The organism is Curtobacterium sp. B18, assembly GCF_000333375.1.
GTDB lineage: Bacteria > Actinomycetota > Actinomycetes > Actinomycetales > Microbacteriaceae > Curtobacterium.
Genome location: NZ_BACZ01000768.1, coordinates 1 through 11,516 on the forward strand (window position 1 = coordinate 1; position 11,516 = coordinate 11,516).

The 11,516-nt window shown below is 71.0% G+C and carries 13 protein-coding genes; 7 read left to right on the forward strand and 6 right to left on the reverse strand.

Annotated elements, in window-relative coordinates:
* Nucleotides 1–157 precede the first annotated feature (157 nt).
* The 7 genes from I5E_RS20265 to I5E_RS20295 all read left to right on the forward strand — a co-directional run bounded on the left by I5E_RS20265 (nucleotide 158) and on the right by I5E_RS20295 (nucleotide 7,442).
* Nucleotides 158–1,492: an enolase C-terminal domain-like protein gene (locus I5E_RS20265; protein WP_022908584.1), complete on the forward strand. Its 1,335-nt coding sequence runs from the start codon at nucleotides 158–160 to the stop codon at nucleotides 1,490–1,492.
* 57 nt (nucleotides 1,493–1,549) lie between these two features.
* A complete protein-coding gene (locus tag I5E_RS20270) occupies nucleotides 1,550–2,788 on the forward strand; it encodes an ABC transporter substrate-binding protein (RefSeq protein WP_022908585.1) in 1,239 nt (412 codons plus the stop codon).
* Between the two features lie 102 nt (nucleotides 2,789–2,890).
* Nucleotides 2,891–3,859, forward strand: a complete 969-nt coding sequence (locus I5E_RS20275; protein WP_022908586.1) for a carbohydrate ABC transporter permease — start codon at nucleotides 2,891–2,893, stop codon at nucleotides 3,857–3,859.
* The gene (locus I5E_RS20280; RefSeq protein WP_022908587.1) at nucleotides 3,852–4,772 is read left to right on the forward strand and encodes a carbohydrate ABC transporter permease; all 921 of its coding nucleotides are present in this window, start codon (nucleotides 3,852–3,854) and stop codon (nucleotides 4,770–4,772) included. Before I5E_RS20275 ends, I5E_RS20280 begins: the two co-directional genes overlap by 8 nt.
* A 59-nt stretch (nucleotides 4,773–4,831) precedes the next feature.
* A complete protein-coding gene (locus I5E_RS20285) occupies nucleotides 4,832–6,157 on the forward strand; it encodes an alpha-L-fucosidase (protein WP_022908588.1) in 1,326 nt (441 codons plus the stop codon).
* Entirely contained in the window at nucleotides 6,157–6,483 is a 327-nt protein-coding gene (locus I5E_RS20290) for an L-rhamnose mutarotase (protein ID WP_022908589.1), read from the forward strand. The genes I5E_RS20285 and I5E_RS20290 overlap by 1 nt, the downstream gene beginning before the upstream one ends.
* A complete protein-coding gene (locus I5E_RS20295; RefSeq protein ID WP_022908590.1) occupies nucleotides 6,480–7,442 on the forward strand; it encodes an aldo/keto reductase in 963 nt (320 codons plus the stop codon). Before I5E_RS20290 ends, I5E_RS20295 begins: the two co-directional genes overlap by 4 nt.
* A gap of 92 nt (nucleotides 7,443–7,534) precedes the next feature.
* On the opposite strand, the gene I5E_RS20300 is transcribed toward I5E_RS20295, so the two are convergent.
* The 6 genes from I5E_RS20300 to I5E_RS20325 all read right to left on the reverse strand — a co-directional run bounded on the left by I5E_RS20300 (nucleotide 7,535) and on the right by I5E_RS20325 (nucleotide 11,515).
* Entirely contained in the window at nucleotides 7,535–7,813 is a 279-nt protein-coding gene (locus I5E_RS20300) for a GlsB/YeaQ/YmgE family stress response membrane protein (protein WP_022908591.1), read from the reverse strand.
* Between the two features lie 97 nt (nucleotides 7,814–7,910).
* A complete protein-coding gene (locus tag I5E_RS20305; protein WP_022908592.1) occupies nucleotides 7,911–8,588 on the reverse strand; it encodes a FadR/GntR family transcriptional regulator in 678 nt (225 codons plus the stop codon).
* A 72-nt stretch (nucleotides 8,589–8,660) separates the two neighbouring features.
* Nucleotides 8,661–9,407 (reverse strand): SDR family NAD(P)-dependent oxidoreductase, encoded by a 747-nt coding sequence (locus I5E_RS20310; RefSeq protein WP_022908593.1) that lies wholly within the window; start codon nucleotides 9,405–9,407, stop codon nucleotides 8,661–8,663.
* Nucleotides 9,404–10,273 carry a fumarylacetoacetate hydrolase family protein gene (locus I5E_RS20315; protein WP_022908594.1) on the reverse strand — a complete coding sequence of 290 codons (870 nt, stop codon included), beginning with the start codon at nucleotides 10,271–10,273 and terminating at the stop codon, nucleotides 9,404–9,406. Before I5E_RS20315 ends, I5E_RS20310 begins: the two co-directional genes overlap by 4 nt.
* 41 nt (nucleotides 10,274–10,314) lie before the next feature.
* Nucleotides 10,315–11,154, reverse strand: coding sequence for an amidohydrolase family protein (locus I5E_RS20320; protein WP_022908595.1), 840 nt, complete (start codon nucleotides 11,152–11,154; stop codon nucleotides 10,315–10,317).
* A gap of 127 nt (nucleotides 11,155–11,281) precedes the next feature.
* Nucleotides 11,282–11,515 carry a glutaredoxin family protein gene (locus tag I5E_RS20325; RefSeq protein WP_022908596.1) on the reverse strand — a complete coding sequence of 78 codons (234 nt, stop codon included), beginning with the start codon at nucleotides 11,513–11,515 and terminating at the stop codon, nucleotides 11,282–11,284.
* Nucleotide 11,516 lies beyond the last annotated feature (1 nt).

An 11,516-nucleotide genomic window follows, 5' to 3' on the forward strand; every position in this document is an offset into this window, starting at 1 on the left:
GCGCCTCCTGTCTGTCTGCCCGCCGTCTCACGCTGTCATCCGATCACTCGCCGCGCTTCGTGGCCGGAACATCGCAAAAGTCCCTCTTGACAGGCAAGACATCGGATGTTTCGATGAGTCCGTTCGGTCGACGGTGACCGGACGGGTAGGAGAGACGATGAGCCGCATCACCGGTCTGCGCGTCCGCGACGTCCGGTTCCCGACCTCGCGGGACCACGACGGATCCGACGCCATGAACCCGGCGCCCGACTACTCCGCCGCCTACGTCGAGATCGCGACGGACGCCCTCGACGGGCACGTCGGCGCCGCCTTCGTCTTCACCATCGGACGCGGCAACGAGGTGCAGGAGGCAGCGATCGCAGCGCTCCGCGAGCACGTCGTCGGAGCGGACGCCGAAGCGGTCCTCGCCGACATGGGCGGGACCTGGAGCACCCTCGTGCACGACTCGCAGCTGCGCTGGCTCGGTCCGGAGAAGGGCGTCATGCACATGGCCATCGGGGCCGTCGTGAACGCACTGTGGGACCTCCGGGCGAAGCGCGCCGGACAGCCGCTGTGGGCACTGCTCGCCGACCTCCGCCCCGAGGAGCTCGTCGACCTGGTGGACTTCCGCTACCTGAGCGACGCCATCACCCCGGACGAGGCCCTCGAGCTGTTCCGGACGGCCGAACCGCTCCGCGCCGAGCGGCGCCGGCGGTTGGAGCAGACCGGCTACCCGGCGTACACGACCACCCCCGGCTGGCTCGGCTACGACGACGAGAAGCTCGTACGCCTCTGCCGCGAGGCCGTCGACGAGGGCTTCACGCAGATCAAGCTCAAGGTCGGCGGTGACCTCGACGAGGACGTCCGACGTCTGGGGATCGCCCGCGCCACGGTCGGTCCGGACGTCCGGATCGCGATCGACGCCAACCAGCGCTGGGACGTCGACGAGGCCGTCACGTGGATCGAGCGCCTCCGTCCGTTCGACCTGGCGTGGGTCGAGGAGCCGACGAGCCCCGACGACGTCCTCGGGCACGCCGAGATCGCCCGCCGCATCGCCCCGATCCCGGTCGCGACGGGCGAGCACATGGCGAACCGGGTGATCGCGAAGCAGCTCATCCAGGCCGACGCGATGTCCGTGCTGCAGATCGACGCGACGCGGGTCGCCGGGGTGAACGAGAACCTCGCGATCCTGCTCCTCGCCGCCAAGCACGGGGTCCGGGTGTGCCCGCACGCCGGCGGGGTCGGCCTGTGCGAGGCGGTCCAGCACCTGTCGATGTTCGACGCGGTCGCCCTCACCGGGGACCTCGACACCCGCTGCATCGAGTTCGTCGACCACCTGCACGAGCACTTCGTGACCCCGGTCGACGTGCACGACGGCCGCTACTGGCCGCCGACCGCCCCCGGTGCCGGGACCGAGATGCTCGCCGACAGCCTCGACGACCACGCGTTCCCGGACGGACCGGTCTGGGCCGCCGTCGACACCGACGTCCCCGACGCCGTGCGCGTCGCCTGACGCCTCCCGATCCGCTCCATCCCTCACCCCGATCACCACGACGAAGTGGAGACTCCGATGCACCGACGCCGAATCGTCGCGGGACTGGCGGCCGCCGCCGCCACCGCGCTCGTCCTGGCTGGTTGTTCCTCCGGCAGCAGTGCCGGTGGCAGCCAGTCGAAGGACGCCATGACCTGGTCCATGTGGATCGCCGGGAAGGAGGACAAGGCCGCCTGGCAGAAGGTCGCCGACACCGTGAAGAGCGAGGACGGCATCACCCTCACCATCCAGGGCGCCCCGTTCGAGAACTACTTCACGAAGCTCAGCACGCAGCTCAGTGCCGGCAGCGCGCAGTGCATCGTGAGCATGCAGTCGCTCCGCGCGGCGAACTACACCTCGTCGCTCCTGTCGCTCGACGACCTCGCGAAGAACGACGGGCTCGACCTGTCGGCGTACGACAGCACCGCGCTCGACGGCATGAAGGTCGACGGCAAGCTCTACGGTCTGCCGTACGACACCGGGCCCATCCTGATGTTCTACAACAAGGACCTCTTCAAGCAGGCCGGCGTGGCCGACCCGGAGCCGGGCTGGACCACCGACGACTTCGAGCAGGCCGGCAAGGCGCTCAAGGCCAAGGGCATCACCGAGTTCGGCTCGACCGTCGGCGACCTCAACCTCGAGTCGATGATCTACGGCTACAACGGCGGCCGCGTGATCACCGAGGCCGGCAAGATCGACGCCACGGACCCGAAGTTCGCGGACGGCCTCGACTGGCTCGCCAGCCTCGTGAAGAAGGGCTACGCGACCGAGGCGTCGTCGGACACCTCGACCCCGGGCAACGACTTCGCCGCGGGCAAGGTGGCGATGTACACCGACGGTCCGTGGTCGCTCATCAGCCAGAAGGCCAAGGTGCAGTTCGACCTCGGCGTCACGACGCTGCCGGCCGGGACCTCGGGCCCGTCGACCTTCGCCGCCGGTTCGGGCTTCGGCATCTCGAAGCAGTGCAAGTACCCGGAGCAGGCGTTCAAGGCCGTCCAGACGATGACGAGCGAGAAGGTGCTCACGTCGCTCGCCGAGCAGGGACGCGCCTTCCCGGCACGCACCGCGGCCCAGGGGGCGTGGTACTCCAGCGCCGGCATCGACGGGGCGGAGACCGCGCTCAAGGCGGCCCTCGCGAAGTCCTCGCCGCTGCCCGGCAACAAGCAGAGCGACCAGCTCGGCCAGCTCTTCACGCAGTACGCGCTCCAGGCGATCAACGGGCAGACGTCCGGCAAGGACACGATGTCCTCGATCGCCGGCCAGCTCGGCACGCAGTGACCGACGTGACCGTCTGACGGACTGGAGGCGCGGGTCGACCCCGCCCCGCGCCTCCCGTCCGACCCACCCAGCAGGAACCGGCGAACGACGAGGAGGTCGTCCATGACCACCATCCAGGACCCACCGGCGGTCCCCGCCGTCGCGACCGCGGTCGCGACGGGCACGGCGACGCCTCGCCCCAGGGGCGGCGACGCCGCGGGCGTCGTCGGACGACGATCGTGGTGGGGCGCCGCCTTCGCCGCCCCGCACTCGATCGGCCTCGTCGTCTTCACGGCGTTCCCGATCATCGCGTCGCTCGTCGTCAGCTTCATGAACTGGCCGATGCTCGGCGAACGCAGCTGGGCGGGCGTCGAGAACTACGCGCGGCTGTTCCAGGACCCGGTGTTCCGGACGGTGACGCTCAACACGGCCCTGTTCGTCGTGCTGTACGTGCCGCTCAACCTCGTCGTGTCACTCGGGCTGGCGGCCTGGTTGACGCCCAGGATCGCCGGTCGGCACGTCTTCCGCGTCCTCTTCTTCATCCCGACCATCACGCCGATCGTCGCGAACGTCGTGGTCTGGCGGATGCTCTACCAGCCGGGCGGGGCGATCGACGCGAGCCTGCGGTCGACCGTCGGCGTCGGGGCTCCGAACTTCCTCGCCGACGAGCACTGGGCGATGCTCGCCATCGTCGCGATGAGCGTCTGGCAGGGCTTCGGGTACAACATGCTCATCTTCTCGGCGGCGCTCGACGCCGTCCCGGAGAACCAGATCGAGGCGTCGCAGCTCGACGGGGCGAACGCGTGGCAGACGTTCTGGGCGATCAAGTTCCCGCTCATCTCGCCGTCGGTGTTCTTCGCCACGATGATGACCCTCATCACGTCGTTCCAGGTGTTCGTACAGCCCTTCGTCCTCACCAAGGGCGGACCGGGCACCGCGACGGAGACCCTCGTGCAGTACATCTACAACACGGGCTTCCAGAACCAGCAGCTCGGGCTGGCCTCGGCCGGCGCCTGGGTGCTGTTCGTCATCATCCTCGGGATCACGGCCGTCCAGTTCCTCGGACAGAAGCGGTGGGTGCACTATGAGTGAGCTGACCCGACCCCGCACGAGCGGGTTCACCACGGCGAACCGGACGGTCAACCCGCGGTCCGTGCCCCGGACCGCCTCGGCGCCCCGCCCCGGACGCGTCCGGCACGCGATCGGCTACGCGCTGCTCTGTCTCGTCGCGCTGCTGTTCGTGTCGCCGCTCGTCTACATGGTCGCCACGAGCCTCAAGCCGGCGGACCAGGTGTTCACCACGCCGCCGACGCTCTGGGGGCGGTCCCTCGAGTGGGACAACTACGTGCAGGCGTTCACCTACCTGCCGTTCGCCCGCTTCATCCTCAACGGGATCCTCGTCGCGGCCGCCGGCACCGCGATCAACGTCGTCGTCGCGGTGCTCTCCGGCTACGCCTTCTCGCGGCTGCGCTGGCGGGGCCGGAACACCGTGTTCCTGCTCTTCCTCGTGACGCTGATGATCCCGCAGGACGTCCTCGTCATCCCGATGTACGTGATGATGCAGGGCTTCGGCTGGGTCGACACGTTCCAGGCGCTCATCGTGCCGTGGGCGTTCACGGCCCTGGGGGCGTTCCTGATCCGGCAGTTCTTCCTGACCGTCCCGCAGGAGCTCGACGACGCCGCACGCGTGGACGGCGCCGGCGCGATCCGGACCTTCGTGTCGGTGATGCTGCCGCTCGCCCGGCCGACCATGGCCGTGCTCGCCGTGTTCTCGTTCATCTCCTACTGGAACTCGTTCCTGTGGCCCCTCGTCGTGGTGAACGACGTCGAGGCCCACGGCACGATCCCGCTCGGTCTGCAGCAGTTCTTCGGACAGCAGGGTTCCGAGTGGAACCTCGTCATGGCGGCGTCGGTGATCTCGATGCTGCCCACCGTGATCCTGCTGATCCTGCTGCAGAAGCACCTCGTCAAGGGCATCGTCACCTCCGGCCTCGGTGGCCGGTAGCCGACCTCGCCAGGGCGCGCCGCGCCTCCCGACCGTCATCTGAAAGGAAACCGCCCCACATGACCATCACCGCACCCGCAGAGCCGCAGACCGCGACCGACGCCTCCGGGCTGCCCGCGTGGTTCCGCCACGACCGGTTCGGCATGTTCATCCACTGGGGGCTGTACGCCCTGCCCGCCCGGCACGAGTGGGTGAAGAACCGCGAGCGGATCACCGACGCGGACTACCAGAAGTACTTCGACCACTTCGACCCGGACCTGTTCGACGCCGCCGACTGGGCACGTCGCGCCCGCGAGGCCGGCATGAAGTACGTCGTGCTCACCACGAAGCACCACGAGGGCTTCGCGCTCTGGGACTCCGCGCTCACCGACTACAAGTCCACGAACACCCCGTTCGGCCGCGACATCGTCCGCGAGTTCGTCGACGCCGTCCGCGCCGAGGGCCTGCGGGTCGGCTTCTACCACTCGCTCATCGACTGGCACCACCCGGACTTCACCGTCGACGGTGTGCACCCGCGCCGGGACGACGGCGACGAGGCGATCGCGGCGTTGAACGAGGGCCGTGACATGGCGCGGTACCGGGAGTACCTGCACGGACAGGTGACGGAGCTGCTGTCGGACTACGGGCGGATCGACTACCTGTTCTACGACTTCTCGTACCGCGACAACGACCACGAGGACATCTGGGGCGGCAAGGGCCGCGACGACTGGGGCTCCGAGGAGCTCCTGGCGCTCACCCGACGGCTCCAGCCCGGCATCATCGTCAACGACCGCCTCGACCTGCCGGGGGACATCGTCACGCCGGAGCAGTACCAGCCGGACAAGCCGATGGAGGTCGACGGCGTGCCGGTGCCGTGGGAGGCCTGCCAGACGCTGAACGGCTCGTGGGGCTACGACCGCGACAACCTGAACGTCAAGAGCACCGACCTGCTCGTGCGCATGCTCGTCGACGGCGTCTCGAACAACGGGAACATGCTGCTCAACGTCGGGCCGACCGGTCGCGGCGAGTTCGACGGGGTCGCCCGCACCGCGCTCGCCGGGATCGGGGAGTGGATGCGTCAGCACGCCCGGTCGGTGTACGGCGCCGGACCGTCCTCGTTCACGGCCCCGGCGGGGACCGTCCTCACCCAGAACGGGAACCGGCTGTACCTGCACCTGTTCACGTGGCCGTTCGAGCACGTGCACCTCGCCGACCTGGCCGGACGCGTCGAGTACGCCCAGCTCCTGAACGACGCGTCGGAGATCCACTTCCGTGAGATCCCGCCGGGGACCCGGGCGCAGAACACCGGGCTCGGCGGTCAGCCCGCGGGGACGCTGACGCTCACGCTGCCGATCGTGCGGCCCGACGTCGCGGTGCCCGTGGTCGAGCTGTTCCTGCGCGACTGATGCAGCGCGTGCTGACCCGCACCCGGTTGCGGGCGGGGAGCGAGGCGGCGTACGAACGCGTGCACGCCTCGGTCCCGCCCGAGCTGGCCGCCCGACTGCGCGCTGCCGGTGTGCGCGACTGGACGATCTGGCGGGACGGGCAGGACCTCGTCCACCTCGTCGAGGTCGAGGACTACCGGGCGATGCGGAAGGCGCTCGCCGACGACCCCGTGAACGCCGAGTGGCAGGCGGTCGTGAACCCGCTGCTCGAGGTGGACGACGACTACTCCGGCAGCGACGACGGGATCCCGCGGGTCTGGTCGCTCGCGGCGCAGGTGGACGCGTGACCGGCGGTCTTCCGGACCTCGACCGCGGGCCGTTCTGGTTCGGTGGCGCCGGGATCGGCAACCTGCTGCGCGAGGTCTCCGACGAGGACGCCCGTGCCGCGGTCGACGGGGCCTGGGACGCCGGGGTGCGCGGGTTCGACACCGCGCCGCACTACGGGCTCGGGCTGTCCGAACGACGGCTCGGCCGGGCACTCGCCGAGCGGCCGCGGTCCGACTACCTGGTGTCGACGAAGGTCGGACGCCTGCTCGTGCCGGGGCGGGGAGCCGGGGACGACCTGGCCTCCGGCGGGTTCGCGGTCCCGGACGACCTGGTCCGGCAGTGGGACCCGTCGCCGTCGGGCGTGCGGCGGTCCCTCGACGAGTCCCTCGGGCGACTCGGGCTCGACCACGTCGACGTCGCGTACCTGCACGACCCGGACGTGTACTCGCTGCGGGACGGGTTGACGCAGGCGCTGCCGACCCTCGCGGAGCTGCGGGACGAGGGGGTCGTGCGGGCGGTCGGCGTCGGGTCGAACTCGGTCGAGGCCCTGGACGCGGCGGTCTCCACCGGCCTGTGCGACGTCGTGATGCTCGCGGGGCGGTACACGCTGCTCGAACAGCCGGCGGCCGCCCTGGTCGCACGGTGCGAGGACCTCGGGGTCGCCGTGGTCGCGGTCGGTGTCTACAACTCGGGGCTGCTCGGGCGGGAGCGGCCGGACGTCACGGCGACGTACGACTACGCGGCTGCCCCGCGGGCGCTCGTCGACCGGGCGAACGCGATCGCGGACGTCTGCGAACGGCACGGGGTCACGTTGCCGGAGGCCGCGCTCGCGTTCCCGCGCCGGGCCGCTGCGGTCCGGGCGATCGCGCTCGGAGCGCAGTCGGCCGAGCAGGTTCGGTCGAACGTGGCTCGGGCCGCGGCGACGGTGCCCGAGGCGCTCTGGGACGACCTGCGCCGGGAGGGCCTGCTCGCCGCCTGACGCGCCGCGCGCGGGGTGGAACCACGAAACCGACATCGAACCAGCAGCAGTGGCTGGTTCGACGTCGGTTCCGTGGTTCGACGTGCGTCCGACTAGCGGGTGCGGGCGCTCCGGCCGGCGAAGCGCGTGTAGATGAAGAGCACGATGACCGCGCCGATGATCGAGCCGATGATGCCGGCCGGCTGGAAGAAGCCGTCCATCGGGTCGTGCTGGAAGATCAGGAACCCGAGGAACCCACCCACGAACGACCCGATGATGCCGAGCAGGATGGTCATGGGGATCGAGATGTGCTGCTTGCCGGGGACGATGAGCCGGGCGACTGCGCCGGCGATGAGTCCGATGATGATCAAGCTGATGATGAGACCGAGCACGGTTTCCTCCTCGTGGGTGCGGTTGCCGCGGCATGGTTTGCCGGAGTCAGCGCCGAGGTCAGACCCAACTCGCCCCTGCCTGGGAGGATTGTCGGCTTCAGTCGAGCGACCGCCGCAGCCAGCGCTCGACGCCCTCGACGTGCGCCACGACGAGCGCCTGCACGAGCTGGGGGTCGCGGCGCTGCATCGCGTCGACGATCGCCGCGTGCTCGTCGAGCGTGCGCTGCACGGAGCCGTTCTGCGTGAGCCCGCGCCAGACCCGCACCCGCACGGTCTTGCTCGAGAGCGCGTCGAGCAGGCCGGACAGGTACTGGTTGCCACCGATGCCCGCGATCGTGGAGTGGAAGAGGAGGTCGTGGGCGACGAGGTCCTCGACGCCGGTGTCCTCGCCGACGGACTGCATGAGCGCGTGCAGGTCGTCGATCTGCTGCTGGGAGGCGCGGGCGGTCGCGAGGACGGCGGACGCCGGTTCCAGGATGCGCCGGACCTCGAGCAGGTCCACGAGCGAGCGGTCGTGGTGCATGTCGACGACGAACGAGACCGCCTCGAGCAGGACGGCGGGCTCGAGCGAGGTGACGTAGGTCCCGTCGCCGCGTCGGACGTCGAGCACGCGGATGAGCTCGAGGGCCTTCACCGCTTCGCGCAGGCTGTTGCGGGACAGGCCGAGCGACTCGCTCAGCTCCTTCTCGGGCGGGAGGCGCTGCCCGGGTTGGAGCTCGCCGCTCACGATCATCTGCTGGATGCGTGCGATCGCATCGTCGGTCAGCGACGCCACGTCACCACCTCCTGCTCGGCCGCTCGCGGACGTGAGCGGACAAGACGACGATAGCCGCGCCTCCGGGCACCATCAGGCCGGACGGAGCCGGAGTGCCTGCATCCCGCCGTCGACCGCGAGGTCGACGCCCGTCGTCGACCGGGCGAGGGGACTCGTGAGGTACGCGACGGCCTCGGCGACCTCGTCGGCGGCGACGAGGCGTCCGTGCGGTTGGCGCGCCTCCAGGGCGGCCCGTTCCGCCGCAGGGTCCGCCGCCGTCGACAGCAGTCGCGCCACCCAGGGGGTGTCCGCGGTGCCGGGGTTCACGGCGTTGACGCGGATGCCCTCGCGGATGTGGTCCGCTGCCATAGCGCGGGTGAGTGCGGCGACGGCGCCCTTCGTCGCGGAGTACAGCGCCCGCTGCGGCAGCCCGGCGGTGGCCGCGATCGAGCAGGTGTTCACGATGCTCGCCGCGTCCGACTCCCGCAGGTGCGGCAGGCAGGCGCGGGACAGGCGGACGGCGCCGAGGACGTTCACCTCGTACACCCGGCGCCACTCGTCGTCGGGGTTGTCCTCGACGGTGCCCTGGGCGCCGATGCCGGCGTTGTTCACCAGCACGTCGAGACCGCCGAGCGCGTCCACCGCCGCCCGCACCGCTGCGCGGACGGAGTCGTCGGACGCGACGTCGCAGCGGAACGACAGGTCGTCGTCGCCGGGCTGCAGGTCGAGCACCGCCACGCGGGCACCGCGGTCCCGCAGGGCGGCGGCGATCGCGGCACCGATCCCCGAGGCGCCGCCGGTGACGATCGCCCGCAGGCCCTCGTGGGTCCCGGCGGTCATGCCGCACCGACCGTCTGGCGCTGCGAGCCGAGACCCTCGGCGGTGAGCTCGACGACGTCGCCGGGCCGCAGGTAGGGCGCTCCGCTCCCGAGCGCGACCCCCGCCGGCGTCCCGGTGCTGATCACGTCGCCCGGGTACAGCACCATGAACTGCGAGAGGTACCGGACGATCTCGGCCGGCCGGAAGATCATGTCCCGGGTGCTGCCGTCCTGCCGCAGGTCGCCGTTGACCCGGAGCTGCAGTGACAGCGCGTCCGGGTCGAGCCCGTCCGCCGCGAGCGCCGCCGGGGTGACGAGCCACGGGCCGAGCGGGTTGAACGTCTCGCACGACTTGCCCTTGTCCCACTGCCCGCCGCGCTCGAGCTGGAACGCCCGCTCGGAGACGTCGTTGGCGATGGCGTACCCGGCGATGTGCGCCGCGGCCTCGTCCTCGGACGCGCAGTACCTGGCCGTCGTGCCGATCACGATCGCGAGTTCGATCTCCCAGTCGGTCTTCTCGCTGCCGCGCGGGATCATGACCTCGTCGTCGGGGCCGATCACCGTCATCGGGTCCTTCATGAACACGATCGGCTCGGTGGGGATCTCGGCACCGGTCTCGGCGGCGTGGTCGCGGTAGTTCAGGCCGATGCAGACGACCTTGCCGGGCCGGGCGACGGGCGCTCCGCGCCGGAGGTCGTCCGCACGGTCGAGCACGGGCAGGTCGCCGGCGGCGCGGGCGTGCCGGACGAGCGCGTCGGGACCGGGGTCGGACGCCAGGAAGCCACCGCTGATGTCGCTCGTGAGGCTCCGGAGGTCGAGGACCTCGCCGTCGTCGTCGATCGCCACGGGGATCTCGCTCCCCGCCGGGCCAAGTCGTGCGAACCGCATCGTTCCTCGCTCTCCTGCTGCGCCGGTGCAGCGGAAACATCCTATGTCTGCGTCGGCGCTCCGGCAAGGTACACACGCTTGGCCGTTCCCCGGAAGACCGCGTCGCGTTCGGTCGACGAGAGGTCGGCGAGTGCGTCGCCCGTCGTCCGCAGCACCTCGGCGTACCCGGCGGCCAGCGTCGACACCGGCCAGTCGGACCCGAACAGCGAGCGGTCGGGGCCGAAGTGCTCGACGACGATGCGGGCGTACCGGGCGACGGGACGCTCCCGCCAGTCGGTGCCGGCCTCGGTGAGGAGCCCCGACACCTTGCACGTCACGTTCGGCCGGGCGGCGAGCTCCCGCACCCGGTCCGGCCACGCGGGGTCCCCGGTGTCGATCGTCGGCTTGCCGGCGTGGTCGAGGACGAACGACCCCTCCGGTACCGCGTCGACGAGGGCGACCGCCGCCTCGTGCTCGCGGGCACGGACGAGCAGGTCGAACGCCAAGCCGGCGCTGGCGACCGCCCGGACGCCACGGACCACCTCGGGGCGGGCGAGCCAGGCGGGGTCGGGCTCGTCCTGCGCCTGGTGCCGGATGCCGACCAGCCGGTCGCCGCCGGTGCTGCTCCGGATCGAGGCCAGCCGATCGGCCACGTCGGACGCGGTGAGGTCGACCCACCCCACGACCCCGGCGACCGGTGCCGGTTGCGCCAGGAGCCAGGCGGTCTCGTCGGCGTCGTGCACGGCCTGCACGGCGATCGTCCGGCGGACGTCCGTGCCCGCCGTCGCCCGGCGCAGGTCGTCCACGTCGAAGCGGCGTCGGATCGGGGCGACGGAGTCGTCCATCCAGGGGTACGGCCGGTCGGCAGGGTCCCAGAGGTGGTGGTGAGCGTCGATGATCACGCGGCCATCATGCCGGATTCATCCGATGTCCGCGCACAACGGACGTCGACGCGACCAGCGGACGGGAGACGCGGTGCGCGTCGGACGCACAGCGCGCCTCCCGTCCTGGTCGCGTCGCGACCCGACGTCAGACGACGCCGGCGGCCTCGAGCTCCGAACGCAGCTCGGCGTCGGACGGCTCGACGAAGTGCTTGCCGTTCGGCAGCACGACGACGGGGATGTTCTTCCGCCCGCTGATCTCCTCGGCGCGGTCCGCGGCCGCCAGGTCCTGCTCGACGTCGACGTACTCGTAATCCACGCCGAGCGTGTCGAGCAGCGCCTTGGAACGGCGGCAGTCGCGGCACCAGTCCGCACCGAACATC